Source organism: Chryseobacterium sp. SNU WT5 (assembly GCF_007362475.1).
GTDB lineage: Bacteria > Bacteroidota > Bacteroidia > Flavobacteriales > Weeksellaceae > Kaistella.
In genome coordinates, this window is sequence record NZ_CP041688.1 from 33,969 (window position 1) to 49,425 (window position 15,457).

Here is a 15,457-nt window from a genome sequence, read left to right on the forward strand (position 1 = left end):
AAATGTACAGCACATTCTCACTTAAAAACGGTAAGTTTAAAATCTATCAAAAAGAATAAATGGCCAAGAAAATTACGAAATCAAAATCCATAGAAGAGACCCTTTGGGATTCCGCAAATAAATTGCGCGGATCTGTAGAATCTGCAGAATATAAACACATTGTCTTAAGTTTGATCTTCCTCAAGTTTGCAGGAGATACTTTTGAAGAAAGAAAGCAGCAATTGATTGCCGAAGACAAAGAACAGTTTACTGAAATGGTAGAATTCTACACCATGAAAAACGTCTTTTATCTTCCCGAAGAAGCAAGATGGTCGTTTATTATGCAACAGGCGAAACAACCCGATATTGCACTAAAAATTGATACCGCACTTTTTACAATAGAACAGAATAATCCTGCCTTAAAAGGCGCATTGCCCGATAATTATTTTTCCCGTTTGGGTTTAGATGTGAGTAAATTATCGGCTTTACTGGATACGATTAATCAAATTAATACGATTGCAGACCGTGAACACGATCTTGTGGGTCGCGTTTATGAATATTTCCTGTCCAAATTTGCTTTGGCGGAAGGGAAAGGAAAAGGGGAGTTTTATACGCCGAAATCTATTGTTAATCTGATTGCAGAACTCATTGAACCTTTTGAAGGAAAAATTTATGATCCGTGTTGTGGTTCGGGTGGAATGTTTGTGCAGAGTGTGAAATTTGTGAATGAACATCAGGGAAATAAAAAACAAATCTCGGTGTACGGACAGGAATATACCGGTGCGACTTACAAACTGGCGAAAATGAATCTCGCCATACGTGGGATTTCTGCCAATCTAGGTGATACCGCGGCAGATACTTTTTCCAATGACCAGCACAAAGATCTGAAAGCCGACTTCATCATGGCAAATCCGCCCTTTAACCAAAAAGACTGGCGCGCTGCGAATGAATTAGTGGATGACCCACGATGGAACGGTTACGATATTCCTTCCACAAGCAACGCCAATTATGGTTGGATTTTGCACATGGTATCTAAGCTTTCTGAAAATGGAGTAGCGGGATTTATTCTGGCAAATGGGGCTTTAAGTGGAGACGGCACAGAAAAAGCCATTCGCAAGACTTTGATTGAAAATGGTTTGGTGGAAGCCGTGATTATTTTGCCACAAAATATGTTTTACACCACCAATATTAGTGTAACTCTTTGGATTATTAATAAAAATAAAACCCAAAGAACGGTAGAAAAAGGCACAGAACTGCGCCGATACAGAAATAGAAAAGATGAAGTCTTGTTTATGGATTTGCGAGAAATGGGTGTACCATTTGAGAAAAAATTTATCGAGTTTTCTGTAGATAATATTAAAGAAATTACTTCCACTTTTCACAATTGGCAAACCGATGGCGAATATGTAAATATCCCGGAATATTCTTACGCTGCAAAAACAGAAGAAATAAAAAGCAAAGATTATTCTTTGGTTCCAAGTAAATATATTGAATTTGTAAACCGTGATGAAAATGTAGATTACCACGAAAAAATGACCGAGTTGCAAAGCGATATTGTGAGTTTGTTACAGGCAGAACAGCAAAGTAATTTGGATTTGAAAAAAGTATTTGAAAAATTGGGCTATGAAGTTGGGGTATAAAAGATTAGGAGATTATATCCAATTGGTGGATGAAAGAAACCGAAATGTAGAAGTAACTAATTTACTTGGAATTTCTGTAACTAAAAATTTCATTCCCTCTGTTGCAAATATTGTTGGAACAGATATGGCGAATTATAAAATTGTTCGCAAAAACCAATTTGCTTGTAGTATTATGCAGGTAAGGCGCGATAAGAAAATGCCTGTTGCTTTATATCTAGAAGATAAACCTTCTATAATTTCTCAGGCTTATCCTATTTTTCAGGTGATTGATGAAAGTGTTCTATTGCCAGAATATCTGATGATGTGGTTTACAAGAAGTGAGTTTGATAGAGAAGCATGTTTTTTAGCAGTTGGTGGAGTAAGAGGAAGTTTGGAATGGGAAGATTTTCTCAATATGGAATTACCAATTCCTTCTCCAGAAAAACAAAAAGAATTGATTGAAGAATATGAAGCCATAGAAAAACGCATCCAACTGAACAAAAAACTCTGCGCTACTTTAGAAGAAACTGCCCAAACCATTTACAAACATTGGTTCGAAGATTTTGAATTTCCTGATGAGAATGGAAAACCATACAAAAGTTCTGGTGGTGAAATGGTAGAATGTGAGGAATTGGGGAAAGAGATTCCGAAAGGGTGGAAAATTGATGAATTAAAAAGTTTGCATTTAGATATAAGTGATGGAAACTATAGCGGAAATTACCCAAAAAGTTATGAGTTTAAAAAAGAAGGAATACCTTTTATAAGAGGAACGGATTTTAATGAGTCAATTATTTCAAAAAGACAATTATTGCGAATAACTCCTGAAAAACATCAGATGTTAAAAAAAGGTCATTTAAAGAAAAATGATTTACTATTTTCTAATAGAGCAAATATTGGATCAATTGCGTATGTTACTTCAGAATTTATTGACTGCAATATTAACTCCCAGTTATTAAGAATAAATGGGAAAAAATTATACTCCCAATTTTTTTTAGGTCTATATTTTACTACAAGAACATTTAAAAATTTGCTATTGGGAGCGTCAACTGGAAGTGCGCAATTACAATTACCAATTGGCAACTTTAATAAGATAAGGCATATTATTCCAAATCAAATTGTGATTCAGAAATTTGATAATGAATTTGATTCAGTGCATTTTCAAATTTTAAATAAAAAAATTATGAACCAAAAACTGGAAGACTTAAAAAGTTTGCTTTTGGGGAAAATGGCGGTGGAAGTTTGAAGAAAGCTCGCAACAACTTTGCCATAGTTCCAAACTATGGCAAAGTTTATAAAAGCAAACAAACCCAAAAACTGGAAGAGTTAAAATGTTTGCTTTTGGGGAAAATGGCGCTGGAAAATTAAAATTAATAATATAAAAACATAAATATATATGGTAACAAGAAGATTTTTTAAATGCTTTATATCTTCTCCTGGAGATTGTCAAATTGAAAGAGATATATGTGAGAATGTTATTCAAGAACTTAATACAGGTTTAGCTAAACATCTTGACGTTAATTTTGAGACTTTCATGTGGGAATATGACGTTTTACCAGATATGGGTAGAAATGGTCAAGAGATAATTGATGAGTATATAATAAAATCTAACTACGATATATTTATAGGCATAATGAAAAATCGGTACGGTCAACCAACAAAAAAAGCTGGTAGTGGGACGGAACATGAACTTAATGATGCGCTGAAAAGGAAAAATGAAAAAAATGAACCTCGTGTTTTATTCTTTTTTGGAAAAGAAAACGTAGATCCGGATTTATTTGACCATGAGCAGTATGATAAAGTTAAAAAATTTAAAAAAGAAGCGCAGGAGAAAGGTATTTATGTAAATTATGAGGGCGATCAAAATTTCGAACAATTACTTAAAAAAAAGTTAGAATTATTTATTCAAGAAAAATCACCTCAAGAAAGAGCAGATGAAACTCTGAAAAAAATTGATCTGATTCAAGAGAGATTAGAATTAGAATTTGATGAATCGTTGAAAACTTACAATAATTTTATCCCCATTTGGATTGAACCCATTATAAGTAAAGCAAATAAAATTTCCAAAAATCCTTCAAAGAATCTAGAAAATAGAATTAATATTGAGGAGCTAATTGAGAGTACCAAAAACATTATTATTAAAGCACCTTCCGAATTTGGGTTAACATCTTTAGCACACTATCTGAAACTTGAGGCATGGAAAAATGGTAAAACATTTATCTATTTAGATGCTAAATTTTCTAAATCTCATAAGATTATCCGTGAAATTAATGAAGCAATCGCTGCCTATCCGATCACTATTGGAAATAAAATAGACTATTTGGTTATTGACTCTATTCAATTCGAAGAATCGGGGACAATGAAGCTCCTTAAAACAATTATCGAATTTTTTACAGAAATTCCATTAATAATTTTAAATACAACAGGTAATAACTTACTACCTTCAAAAGATGAAGAAGACGAAAAAATTGTCCTTTCAAGAAAGTTTGAAGAATATTTTCTTTTAGCCCTTCCACAAAGCGAAATTAGAAAATTGGTTTGTCATTATTCTTTATCGAAAACGATGGAACATGATAACGATTCCCTTTTGGATAAAATCACAAAAGATCTCGAAATTTTAAATATTCATAGAACGGTAAAAAATTGTTTAACAATTCTGAAAGCTTCCTCAAAAATTGGATCAGAACATAATTCGATAAACAGAACTAAATTATTAGATACAATATTAAATATCATATTTGAAGAATACGAACTACCAACTTACAAAGCTCAAAAACCAGATATAAAGGATTGTACTTTTGTACTTGGTTATTTTGTTGAACTTTTAATTACAAATGACAATTACGAATTTAAAGAAGAATTTTTTAAAGTTGAAATCCGAAAATTTTGTGAAGATAATTATAGTGATTTAGATATTAATTATCTATTTCAAGTATTAGTAGATAATACAATTTTGTCAAGAAAAGGGAACAGTTTTCATTTTAAAAGCACATACTGGATATTCTATTTTATAGCTCATCGTATGAATTTAGATGAAGACTTCAAAACGTTCATATTTACTAACAAAAAATATATAGACTATCCGGAAATTATTGAATTTTATACAGGTACTGATAGAAATAAAATAGATGCGATAGAGGTTTTAATTGATGACATAAAAGATACAATTGGTTTGGTTAGAGAAAAAGTTAACATTGAAAATAATATTAATCCCTATGCTGCTATAGCATGGAATCCTAAAATTGAAGATTTTGAAAAAGAAGAATTGGAAATCAGCAAAAAAGTTATTGCATCGGGGCTTCCCAATGAGTTGAAAGATAAATATGCTGATAAAAATTACGATCAAATAAAACCTTACAGCCAAGTTATTGGTACTGTAATGCGAGAATATTCATTTTCAGTTCTGATGAGACAAATTACTGCCTCTTCAAGAGCTTTAAGAAATAGCGATTTTGTTAAGCCAGAGAAAAAAATAGAACTTCTTAATCAGATAGGTGAGGCATGGAATGAGGTCAGTAAATTGCTAATAATATTATCGCCGATTTTAGCAGACAAAGGAATGGTTGCATATGATGGCACTGCATTTATTTTGAAGGAAGAAGATTTTAATTTTGAAAATCCTGATGAAAAAAGTTTTGCAGTTTTACTGTCTGTTCCAAAAAATGTAGTAGATTATTTTAAAGATGATTTATATTCTGCGAAAATGGGTCCTTTAATTTGCGCTAAAGCACAAAGCGAAAAGAATCCAATAGTGAAACATGAATTTATGAGATTAATAGTGTTTGAAAGACCAAAAATTTGGTATGATGTTATCGATAAATATTTAATTTCTTTAAATAAAAATTCATTTTTTCTTTCTGATATCGCAGAAGCTTTGGAAACTCAATTGGAAATTAATATAGAATCAGAGGAAAGAAGAAAAATTGGTAATCTGATGTATAAATGCAAAGCAAAGCATATTTTTAATCAGGTAAATCCTAATCCAGGACTAATAAATAAAGTTCGCAAAGCAAATCCATGAAATTCACAGAATCCCAATTAGAACAAAGTGTGATTTCCCTGCTCGAACAGCAGGGGATTCCGCATACTTTTGGTTTGAAAATTTATCTGCAAAAAACTTTGACAAAGTTCCGAACTTTGACAAAGTTTAAAAACGCAAGTAAACCAAAAAACTGGAAGAATTAAAAAGTTTGCTTTTGGGAAAAATGGAGATGGAAAATTATAAATAAAATAAAAATATGGCAACAACTGTAATATCATCTTTTACTGAATTTCACTTGGATAAAGTGAATATTGCTAGCGATCGTTCTACTAAAGCAAAATCCAGTAGAGATTGGCTCTGGGGTAAATTAAATAAATTAGATGAAGATGCAGAATTAAAGTTTCCTTTTCATTTTGAAGAGAAAAATTTAAATTATGGTTCGTTTGTTAGAAAAACCAAAATTAGAGAGTTGGATGATATTGATATAATGTTTTGCTTAAAAGGAAATGGTGCTTATTATAGTAAAAATGGAGATATTTATACCATACATACAGAAGATGCTGGTGAAAGGTTAAAGTTCTTGTCTAATGAAGATACTCTTAATTCACGAAGAGTAGTTAATAAACTAAAATCTGCATTAGGAAATATTGAACATTATAAATCAGCAGATTTACATAATCGTGGTGAAGCGGTGACTTTAAGTTTGCAATCTTATGAATGGGTTTTTGACGTCGTACCTTGTTTTCATACTGATACTAATTTATATTTAATACCGGATGGCAATGGGAATTTTAAAGCAACAGATCCGCGGATTGATCAAAGTTTAGTTACTGAAACTAATCAGAATTATTCTGGAAGACTTCTTCAGTTGATAAGAACCATTAAAATATGGAAAAATGAAAATTCTGTTAATTCAATTGGTTCATATTTACTTGAACAGTATGTAATAAATTACACAAAAAACAAAATAGATTTATCAGAATATATCGATTACGATCTACGAGATTTTTTCAAATATTTTGAAACAGAAATTTTTAGTAGTGTATGGGATCCAAAAAATATTCAGGGAAATTTAAATCAGCTCTCATATTCTGAAAAAGAATCTATTTCTGAACAGGCACGATTAGCACATGACAAAGCTGTTGATGCAATAAGCGCGGAAATAGATAATAAGGATCAAGAGAAATCAATAAATAAATGGCGTGAAATATTCGGTGATAAATTCCCACAATATGGATAATGGAAAACAAATACTTCTAAGACAAAATCAACGTGGTAATATTGACAAATTATTAGCGCAACGACTTTTGTACTCTCAAGGAAAAGATTTACAATATTTGTTGATTATAATAACTGTAGTTGTTCCTGTTATAATCTCTTTTGTGACGAATTTTACAGATTTTAATTTAAAAGAAAGCATGTGGATTTACGTAATGTATTTTTTTTCCGCTCTATTGATAGAAAAAATTATTGAAATAGTAATTAAACGTAAAAAGAAAACAGCTGCGTCAATTCAAGAAAAATTTGATATTGACGTTTATAAAATAGACGAAAATCAAACTCTTAACACTGTTTTTGTTGATGAAGATGTAGTGAGAAAGTTTTCCAAGAGAGACCAAAAAAACTCAAAGAAGGTAGAAAAAGTGGAAAACTGGTATTCTGTAGAAATTGAGCGAATTAATACAAATCTAGCGATACTATTTTGCCAAAGAATGAATATAACTTACGATCAAAATATAAAGAAAAAGTATAATTTATTCCTATTAATAGTTGCAGCTACTACATTTTGTATACTTTTTTATGTTAGTTTGTACATGAACTTTTCATTAGAGAAATTTATAGTACAAGTTTTATTACCATCAATTCCTATTTTTAATTTTGCATATAAAGAGATCAGAATTAACCTTGAATCAGTGGATAACTTGCAAAAACTAAGACAAATTATTGAGACAAAACTTAATAAAGTAAAGTTAGCAGACAATATTAACCCCAAAGATTTAAGAGAAATCCAAGACAGAATTTATCTTAACCGCATATTAAGTCCTTTAATTCCAGATTTTATTTACAAAGTTATGTGGACAAAATTAGAAGATCGAATGAACTATTCTGTCGAAAAAAGAATTGAAAATTTACGTTAAATTAATTTATTATAAATTTCAAACATTAAGATTGTTCTTAAAAATTTTTTATTTTAACCTATGAATATTACTGTAGATCAATATAGTCGAGAATTTAATAAATTGCCAGACTTTTGTCCACATTGTTTTATAAAACAAATTCCGCAGATAAAAGGTGGTGTTTATAATTCAAAAATAAATTTAAATTTATTTTTGATATGCTCGAATGAGGATTGTAAAAAATCATTTATAGCATTTTATAGTAAGGCACAAAATTCATCTGCTTTACAATTGTCCGGTGTTTCTATTGGCAATTTACAGACAAAAGAATTTAGCAGTGATATCTCTTCAATTTCTGAAAAATTCATTGAAATTTATAATCAGGCATTTTTTGCCGAACAAAATAACTTATTTGAAATTACAGGTGTAGGTTATAGAAAATCTTTAGAATTTCTAATTAAAGATTATTGTTTAAAAAATAATACTTCAGAATCAGAAAAGATTTTAAATATGCCAATTATGCAGGTAATTAATAGTTACGTAAATGATGAAAGAATTAAAAATATTTCTAAACGTGCAGTTTGGCTGGGCAATGATGAAACCCATTATATTAGAATTTGGGATAACAAAGATGTCACAATCTTAAAAACTTTAATTGATTTAGTAGTTCATTGGATTGAAATGGAAGAAATGTCAAAATTGATGATTATAGAAATGCCAGAATTACCAAAAAAAGGAAACGATAAGAAATGAAATTCACAGAATCCCAATTAGAACAAAGTGTCATTTCCCTGCTCGAACAACAGGGAATTCCGCATATTTCTGGTCTCAAAATTCATAAAACTTTAGAGGAAGTTTTGCTGAAAGAGGATTTGAAGAATTATCTTTATCAAAACTACGCAGATATCTCGCCCAACGAGATTAAGCAGATTATTCTAAAACTGGATTATTTTTCTTCTTCCGCCTTGTACGAAAGTAACCGCGATATTCTGCGTTTGGTTTCCGATGGTTTTGTGCAGAAAAGAGAAGAGGCGCACAAAAAAGATTTGTTCATTCAGTTGATCGATTATTCTGCAAAAGACCAAAATATTTACCGTTTCGTAAATCAATTAGAAATAAAAGGAACCGAGAAAAGAATTCCCGACGGCATTCTCTACATCAACGGAATTCCTTTGGTGGTCTTTGAATTTAAAACAGCCATCGAAGAAAATAAAACCATTCACGATGCGTATTTACAATTAACCAATCGCTACAAAAGAGATATTCCAGAATTGATGAAATACAATGCATTTCTGGTTATCAGCGATGGCGTGAACAACAAAGCAGGTTCTCTTTTTGCCCCTTACGAGTTTTTCTATGGATGGCGCAAAGCCGAAAGCAATGAGCAGATTGCCAAAGACGGTATTGCTTCGCTTTTCACCATGGTAAAAGGGCTTTTTGACAAAAACAGATTACGGGATGTGATTCAGAATTTTATCTATTTCCCGGATACGAGTAAGAAAAAAGAAAAGATCGTTTGCCGATATCCGCAGTATTACGCCAGTAGAAAACTGTATGAAAATATTTTGTTGCACCGAAAACCCGAAGGCGACGGAAAAGGCGGAACTTATTTTGGAGCAACAGGTTGTGGCAAAAGTTATACGATGCTTTACCTTTCCCGCTTATTGATGCGGAGTACAGAAATGGCAAGTCCGACCATTATCCTTATTACAGACAGAACAGACTTAGATGAACAACTTTCCGGCACATTTACAAACGCTAAAAACTTTATTGGAGACAATCATATTGTCACGGTTTCTTCCCGTGAAGATTTACGCAACCAATTGAAAGGCAGAGAAAGTGGTGGTGTCTTTTTGACGACCATTCACAAATTTACGGAAGATGCAAAAGAACTGTCGAACCGAAATAATATCATTTGTATTTCTGATGAAGCGCACCGTTCGCAAATCAACCTCGATAAAAATTTGAAGATTACAGATACAGAAGTGAATTCCAGTTATGGTTTTGCATTTTATCTGCATCAGTCTTTACCGAATGCCACTTATGTTGGTTTCACCGGAACACCAGTGGATAAGACCCTAGAAGTATTTGGTGAAGTGGTGGATTTTTATACCATGAAAGAATCGGTGCAGGATGAGATCACGGTAAGAATTGTTTATGAAGGCAGAGCCTCAAAAGTGATCCTGAAAACCGAGAAATTAAAAGAGATTGAGGAGTATTACAATAATTGCGTAGCAGAAGGGTCAAGTGAATATCAGGTGGAAGAAAGTAAAAAAGCGACCACCAATATGAATGCCATTTTGGGTGACAAAGAGCGTTTACAGGCGTTGGCAAAAGATTTTGTGGAGCATTACGAAAAAAGAGTGAGTGAAGGTGCAACGGTTTGTGGTAAAGCGATGTTCGTTTCCAGTAACCGTGAAATTGCTTATAAATTTTATAAAGAACTCATGGAACTTCGCCCCGATTGGGGAACGATCAAAACCCACGATGAATCTCAGGAACTTTCTGATAAAGAATTAAAAGATCTGAAACCTATCGCCAAAGTCAATATGGTCATGACGCGGGACAAAGATGATGGTGACGATCTTTACAAAATTTTAGGTACAAAAGATGATAGAAAAGAACTAGACCGCCAGTTTAAACAGGAAAAATCCAATTTTAAAATTGCAATTGTGGTCGATATGTGGCTCACAGGTTTTGATGTGCCATTTCTGGACAGTATTTATATTGATAAACCAATTCAGGAACATTCTTTAATCCAAACCATATCAAGAGTTAACCGAAAGTTTAAAGGAAAAGACAAAGGTTTGGTCATCGATTATATCGGCATCAAGAATAACATGAATTATGCTTTGGCGAAATTCAACAATGCTGATCAAAATGAATTTGAGGATGTAGATAAAGCCATCACTATTGTAAAAGACCAATTGGATCTTTTGCGGAAGATCTTTCATAATTTCAACAGTAAACCTTACTTTGAAGGCAGCCCGATAATGAAACTGGAAAATCTTAATCTTGGGGCAGAATTTATTCAGTCCACCGAAGATTTAGAAAAACGTTTTATGCGTATTGTGCGCAAAATGAAAGAGGCCTATAATATCTGCTGTTCGTCTGAAGCATTTACTTATGATGAAGTAGATGAATTGCATTATTACACCGCAATCCGTTCCATCATTTATAAACTCACCAAAAAAGAGGCACCAGATATTTCGCAAATGAATGCAAGAGTCGCAAAAATGGTGGAAGAAGCACTGCAAAGTGATGGCGTAGAAGAAGTCTTTAAAATGGATGAAAATGCAGGAGAAAAGATTGATATTTTCGGTGAAGAATATTTGGAAAGAATTGATAGAATCAAATTGCCGAATACCAAAATAAAAGTACTGCAACGACTTTTGAAAATGGCAATCGACGATTTCAAAAAAGTTAATAAAATAAAAGCCGTTGATTTCAGCAAACGTCTTCAAACCATCGTCGATCAATACAACGAAAGAAGTGAAGATATGGTTTTGGCAAACGATGTACTGGACGAACTCGCCGGAAAAATGGCGGATTTGATACGCGATTTGAAAATCGAAAAGTTTTCGTTTGAAAAAATGGGAATTGACTTTGAGGAGAAATCTTTTTATGATATTCTAGAAGCTATTCGAGACAAATATAAATTCGAATTTACAGAAGAACAGCTGATTGCTTTAGCGAAAGATATTAAAATTATAATTGATGATAAAGCTAAATACACAGACTGGAGTGAGCGTGAAGATATCAAAGCTGAACTTAAAGTAGATCTTATTTTGAAGCTAGCTGCGCATGGTTATCCTCCAGTTACACGTGATGAAGTGTATAAGGAGATTTTTGAGCAGGCAGAGAATTTTAAGAAGTATAGAGATCAATAAAGTATTCTTAGAATGGAAGTGCACGAAAGTAAATGAATAATTCCTCGCATTTAACACTCTCTCAATTAAACGGCATCATTCAGTCAAAGCTGAATGAAGCCTTCTTCATGCAGCAATTTTGGATCGTTGCGGATATTACCGAGCATAGTTTTAAACAAAAAACAGATTATCATTATTTTGAATTTGTAGAAAAAGATGTCACCACCAATCTCATAGTTGCAAAAATAAAAGGAGCAGCGTGGGGGAATGCTTCGCAAAGAATTAAAGATTTTGAAGCGAGTACTGGTCAGAAGTTCACCAATAATATTCACGTTCTGGCAAAAGTGAGTATCAACTTTCATAAAGTGTTTGGCCTTTCCCTTGAACTGATAGAAATTGATCCGTCCTTTACTTTAGGAGTCATCGAAACCAAAAGACAAGAAACGCTTTTGCGACTTGTTACCAATTATCCTACGATCATTCAGAAAAGAGGCGACCACTATAGCACTTATAATTCATCGTTAGAACTGCCTCCAGTAATTTCCCGTCTTGCCGTAATTTCATCGCAGACATCTGCTGGAAATGAAGATTTTAAACATACTTTAATAAATAATCCTTATGGTTATCATTTCGAAATAGACGATTACTTTACCGTGGTTCAAAATGAGGTGAATGCGGGAATTTTTTTAGAAAGATTGCTGGATGTTTTTAGATCCGGGAAAAAATATGACGCGGTGATCATCAATCGAGGTGGCGGAGCGCAAACTGATTTTCTTATTTTTGATAATTTTAAGATAGGTTTAGCCGTGGCGAAATTTCCCATCCCTGTTATTACAGGTATTGGCCATCAGAAAAACCAAACCATTACAGATTTGATGGCTCATACAAGTACGAAAACTCCGACAAAAGCAGCGGAGTTCATTGTTACCCATAACAAAATGTTTGAAGACCGATTACTTTCATTTCAACAGACCATTATCATTAAGTCTCAATCTTTCCTTGCTCACCAAAATTTCACTTTCAATAAAATTAACTCCAGAATTGTCAACAGTTCACGAACGTCACTTGAGAAAAGCAAACTACAATTGATCACGCTAAAACAAAATTTAACGACTTCATGTTTGAATGAAATTTCGGAGGCTAGGAGGGAAATCAGTTCTAAACGCTTTGTGATTGCGAGTCTGCCAAAGACCACCATAAACAATGAGAAAAGGGGGCTAAGTAGAATTTTACCAAGAATTCTTTCGGCTTCTAATCATATTATTTCCAAAGAAAAATTGGCTTTGAAAAGTGCAGTCTCTCTAATAAATGTAATTTCACCCGAAAATATACTTAAGAAAGGGTTTGCCATCGTGAAAAGCAATGGAGAAATCACCAGTGATCCAAATAAATTCACTCCTGGGGCTGAAATTGAAGTTATTTTGAGATTACAAAGTATCAAAGCTACCGTTAATACTAAAAAAGACTATCATGGAAACGACTTTAACCTACCAACAGGCATTTGAGGAATTAGAACAGATAACAAACGATATTGAGGCTGAAGAAGTTTCTGTTGATGATTTGGCCAAGAAGGTAAAGCGTGCTGCAGATCTTTTAGAGATTTGTAATGCTAAACTTAAGTTGACTGAAACCGAAGTTAATAAAATAATTGAGAATATAAAAAACAAAGAATAGGGTTTATTAATGCGAATACGGAACTAAAAAACCTTAAAGGTTGTTAATTTAAGTTAAAAATGCCTTTGGTGGCATTTTAATTGCCTTTTTTACATCAACTAAAAATTTAACTATTATGGAAAATTACAGCAATTACAAACCAGAGTACAGAAATGATTATGTGTCAAAGGTATTTAATACCCGGGAAGATGCTGATGCAGCATTCAACGATTTATCGGCGAGAGGATACTCAAAAGATGATGTGAATGTAATGATGTCAGATAGTACAAGAGACCGCTATTTTAAAAATAACGATCATGATTCAGAATTAGGAGACAAAGTTGCGGAAAATGCAGGTACAGGATCACTTATCGGAGGAGGAATTGGAGCAGTAGTAGGAGCGGTAGCAGCGATTGGAACCAACGTTTTATTACCAGGCTTAGGATTAATTATTGCAGGGCCATTAGCGGCAGGTTTAGCAGGCGCCGGAGCTGGTGCAGCTACAGGTGGTTTAATTGGTGCACTTACCGGAATGGGAGTGCCTGAAGATGAAGCTGAAAAATATAGAGACCACATTAAAGATGGTGGAATTTATATGGGTTTCAAACCACGTCATGAAGATGATGCCCGATCCACTTACGACAGATGGTATAATGATAGTAATTATACGAGATAATTTTTTTTATACAAATCGTTTTAGTGAAGCCGTGTCATAATGAAATGAGACGGCTTTGTTTTTATAGGTATAACTTGCGTGTAATTGGACAGAAAATATCAGATTTCAAATATGATGGTTTAAAAATTGTATTTTAATCTAGAAATAAACTTTTAAAATTATGGAACCTTCGAAAAAAAACAAACCCGCACCTGTTGTTATCATTGGAATTGCAGCAATTATTATTGCAATCATCTCTTATTTTATATTACTTACCTTTTTCCCTGATTTGTTTCAAGATATTCCTACAGGTCAACAGCAACCTATTTCGGAATAGAGAAATTTTCATATTGGGGCGATAAATCTAAAATTTATAGCCATAATAAAGCCGTCCTGTTTAATGGGACGGCTTTTATTAAAAGATATAAAAATGGGGAGTTTAATCGTGACGATTTTCTAAGTTTCTAAATTTTTCATAAGATGCTTTTAAACTATGAAGTTGATCCTGAATTACTCTCGAACTTTCCGGGCATAAATCGCCACTGTCCAAAGCCTTTTGGTAAGCTTCGATAGCTGCATTTTCGCCGAAGGTAACATTTTCTAAAGTTGATTCTGCATTATCGCTCGAAAAAGCATTTTTAACATCAATCCAAGTACGGTGCAGTCCTCCTGCTACGGTAGTTGAATCATCTGCATCTCCATTTCTTTCAGAGATTAAACTCTTCAGTTCTAGTCTCATTTTTTGCGACTGATCAACCATATTGGTATAATCTGATTTAAGATTAGGATATTTTTCCCACACCTTATCTTCAACTTTGTTGAAACCTTCAATTCGATCATTTGTGATTTGTAAAAGATCATTCAATGTTGATACTGTTGGATTGTTCATAATATTTTATTTTTTTGGTTCCCTATAATGAACCAATCAGTATGCCATCAAATTATAAAATCTGTTAAGTTTTTATTAAGATTAATAAGATTAAAATGAAAAAAAAGAATTGTTGGTAAAAAATTTGTATCCACTAATAAATTGCTAGATGGTAGTATATCCTATTTTTTAATAAGTTATAAATAAATAGCAAGTACTTGCTCCGTTAAAAAAACTTTATGAAAAAAGCGTTTCCCTCTCTTCCCACTTTTTTTAAATTAACTTTAATTGGAATTGCTGCCGGAGTAATTTTAATTATACCCCTAAAAATACTTTATATATTAACAGGAAATACAGCTTACATTTTACTTTTTAATTTTGATTATATCCCTGTTTTAAATGAATTAAGGCCCTTATGGTTGTTTGGCTATGTTTTCCATTTTGTAACTTGTATTTGTAGCGTCATAGGACTCTTTTATATTTTAAAATTTCTGAATAAACAGTTTTCCATCTTTTATTATGTAGCGGTCTACACCGTTGGGGGAGGAGCACTATTTTTTCTTACCTGTCTTTCAGAACAACCTCCTGCTGGCAATGACTTCGCCGCTTGGTTGTATTGGACGATTGCGCATGGAATTTTCGGTTTTGCAGTGGGTCTTTTAGTGAAGAAGTTTATAAAAGGAACATATTTAGAAAATTTGGATTACTAATACATTTT

Annotated in this window: 14 protein-coding genes; 13 read left to right on the forward strand and 1 reads right to left on the reverse strand. The window is 32.8% G+C overall.

Annotated features, from left to right (window positions below; all coding sequences use genetic code 11):
• Window positions 1–59 precede the first annotated feature (59 nt).
• From FNJ88_RS14115 to FNJ88_RS14400, 12 genes are all read left to right on the forward strand, one after another.
• Entirely contained in the window at window positions 60–1,619 is a 1,560-nt protein-coding gene (locus FNJ88_RS14115) for a type I restriction-modification system subunit M (protein WP_143853967.1), read from the forward strand.
• A complete protein-coding gene (locus FNJ88_RS14390) occupies window positions 1,603–2,841 on the forward strand; it encodes a restriction endonuclease subunit S (protein ID WP_185145882.1) in 1,239 nt (412 codons plus the stop codon). The genes FNJ88_RS14115 and FNJ88_RS14390 overlap by 17 nt, the downstream gene beginning before the upstream one ends.
• Before the next feature lie 150 nt (window positions 2,842–2,991).
• Window positions 2,992–5,616 carry a DUF4062 domain-containing protein gene (locus tag FNJ88_RS14125; RefSeq protein ID WP_143853968.1) on the forward strand — a complete coding sequence of 875 codons (2,625 nt, stop codon included), beginning with the start codon at window positions 2,992–2,994 and terminating at the stop codon, window positions 5,614–5,616.
• Complete coding sequence (locus FNJ88_RS14395) at window positions 5,613–5,780, forward strand: hypothetical protein (protein WP_185145883.1); 168 nt, start codon at window positions 5,613–5,615, stop codon at window positions 5,778–5,780. Before FNJ88_RS14125 ends, FNJ88_RS14395 begins: the two co-directional genes overlap by 4 nt.
• A 53-nt stretch (window positions 5,781–5,833) precedes the next feature.
• Window positions 5,834–6,817, forward strand: a complete 984-nt coding sequence (locus tag FNJ88_RS14130; RefSeq protein ID WP_143853969.1) for an SMODS domain-containing nucleotidyltransferase — start codon at window positions 5,834–5,836, stop codon at window positions 6,815–6,817.
• Complete coding sequence (locus tag FNJ88_RS14135; RefSeq protein WP_143853970.1) at window positions 6,810–7,715, forward strand: S-4TM family putative pore-forming effector; 906 nt, start codon at window positions 6,810–6,812, stop codon at window positions 7,713–7,715. Before FNJ88_RS14130 ends, FNJ88_RS14135 begins: the two co-directional genes overlap by 8 nt.
• Window positions 7,716–7,775: 60 nt before the next feature.
• Window positions 7,776–8,447, forward strand: a complete 672-nt coding sequence (locus FNJ88_RS14140) for a DUF4145 domain-containing protein (RefSeq protein ID WP_143853971.1) — start codon at window positions 7,776–7,778, stop codon at window positions 8,445–8,447.
• Complete coding sequence (locus FNJ88_RS14145; RefSeq protein ID WP_143853972.1) at window positions 8,444–11,584, forward strand: type I restriction endonuclease subunit R; 3,141 nt, start codon at window positions 8,444–8,446, stop codon at window positions 11,582–11,584. Before FNJ88_RS14140 ends, FNJ88_RS14145 begins: the two co-directional genes overlap by 4 nt.
• Before the next feature lie 32 nt (window positions 11,585–11,616).
• A complete protein-coding gene (gene xseA, locus FNJ88_RS14150) occupies window positions 11,617–13,068 on the forward strand; it encodes an exodeoxyribonuclease VII large subunit (protein ID WP_143853973.1) in 1,452 nt (483 codons plus the stop codon).
• A complete protein-coding gene (gene xseB / locus FNJ88_RS14155) occupies window positions 13,034–13,237 on the forward strand; it encodes an exodeoxyribonuclease VII small subunit (RefSeq protein WP_143853974.1) in 204 nt (67 codons plus the stop codon). The genes xseA and xseB overlap by 35 nt, the downstream gene beginning before the upstream one ends.
• A gap of 115 nt (window positions 13,238–13,352) precedes the next feature.
• Window positions 13,353–13,892, forward strand: a complete 540-nt coding sequence (locus tag FNJ88_RS14160) for a hypothetical protein (protein ID WP_143853975.1) — start codon at window positions 13,353–13,355, stop codon at window positions 13,890–13,892.
• Window positions 13,893–14,052: 160 nt separating this feature from the next.
• Window positions 14,053–14,208, forward strand: a complete 156-nt coding sequence (locus FNJ88_RS14400; protein WP_185145884.1) for a hypothetical protein — start codon at window positions 14,053–14,055, stop codon at window positions 14,206–14,208.
• A gap of 102 nt (window positions 14,209–14,310) precedes the next feature.
• Here the strand turns inward: FNJ88_RS14400 and FNJ88_RS14165 are convergent, their stop codons facing one another.
• Complete coding sequence (locus FNJ88_RS14165; RefSeq protein ID WP_143853976.1) at window positions 14,311–14,760, reverse strand: ferritin-like domain-containing protein; 450 nt, start codon at window positions 14,758–14,760, stop codon at window positions 14,311–14,313.
• A gap of 218 nt (window positions 14,761–14,978) precedes the next feature.
• Between FNJ88_RS14165 and FNJ88_RS14170 the strand changes: the two genes are divergently transcribed.
• Window positions 14,979–15,449 carry a hypothetical protein gene (locus FNJ88_RS14170; RefSeq protein WP_143853977.1) on the forward strand — a complete coding sequence of 157 codons (471 nt, stop codon included), beginning with the start codon at window positions 14,979–14,981 and terminating at the stop codon, window positions 15,447–15,449.
• Window positions 15,450–15,457: the final 8 nt, after the last annotated feature.

What these genes read in the sequence shown, in the direction of transcription:
- FNJ88_RS14115 (WP_143853967.1), top strand. Translation starts at nt 60, where the DNA reads ATGGCCAAGAAAATTACGAAATCAAAATCCATAGAAGAGACCCTTTGG.
- FNJ88_RS14390 (WP_185145882.1), top strand. Translation starts at nt 1,603, where the DNA reads ATGAAGTTGGGGTATAAAAGATTAGGAGATTATATCCAATTGGTGGAT.
- FNJ88_RS14125 (WP_143853968.1), top strand. Translation starts at nt 2,992, where the DNA reads ATGGTAACAAGAAGATTTTTTAAATGCTTTATATCTTCTCCTGGAGAT.
- FNJ88_RS14395 (WP_185145883.1), top strand. Translation starts at nt 5,613, where the DNA reads ATGAAATTCACAGAATCCCAATTAGAACAAAGTGTGATTTCCCTGCTC.
- FNJ88_RS14130 (WP_143853969.1), top strand. Translation starts at nt 5,834, where the DNA reads ATGGCAACAACTGTAATATCATCTTTTACTGAATTTCACTTGGATAAA.
- FNJ88_RS14135 (WP_143853970.1), top strand. Translation starts at nt 6,810, where the DNA reads ATGGATAATGGAAAACAAATACTTCTAAGACAAAATCAACGTGGTAAT.
- FNJ88_RS14140 (WP_143853971.1), top strand. Translation starts at nt 7,776, where the DNA reads ATGAATATTACTGTAGATCAATATAGTCGAGAATTTAATAAATTGCCA.
- FNJ88_RS14145 (WP_143853972.1), top strand. Translation starts at nt 8,444, where the DNA reads ATGAAATTCACAGAATCCCAATTAGAACAAAGTGTCATTTCCCTGCTC.
- xseA (WP_143853973.1), top strand. Translation starts at nt 11,617, where the DNA reads ATGAATAATTCCTCGCATTTAACACTCTCTCAATTAAACGGCATCATT.
- xseB (WP_143853974.1), top strand. Translation starts at nt 13,034, where the DNA reads ATGGAAACGACTTTAACCTACCAACAGGCATTTGAGGAATTAGAACAG.
- FNJ88_RS14160 (WP_143853975.1), top strand. Translation starts at nt 13,353, where the DNA reads ATGGAAAATTACAGCAATTACAAACCAGAGTACAGAAATGATTATGTG.
- FNJ88_RS14400 (WP_185145884.1), top strand. Translation starts at nt 14,053, where the DNA reads ATGGAACCTTCGAAAAAAAACAAACCCGCACCTGTTGTTATCATTGGA.
- FNJ88_RS14165 (WP_143853976.1), bottom strand. Translation starts at nt 14,760, where the DNA reads ATGAACAATCCAACAGTATCAACATTGAATGATCTTTTACAAATCACA.
- FNJ88_RS14170 (WP_143853977.1), top strand. Translation starts at nt 14,979, where the DNA reads ATGAAAAAAGCGTTTCCCTCTCTTCCCACTTTTTTTAAATTAACTTTA.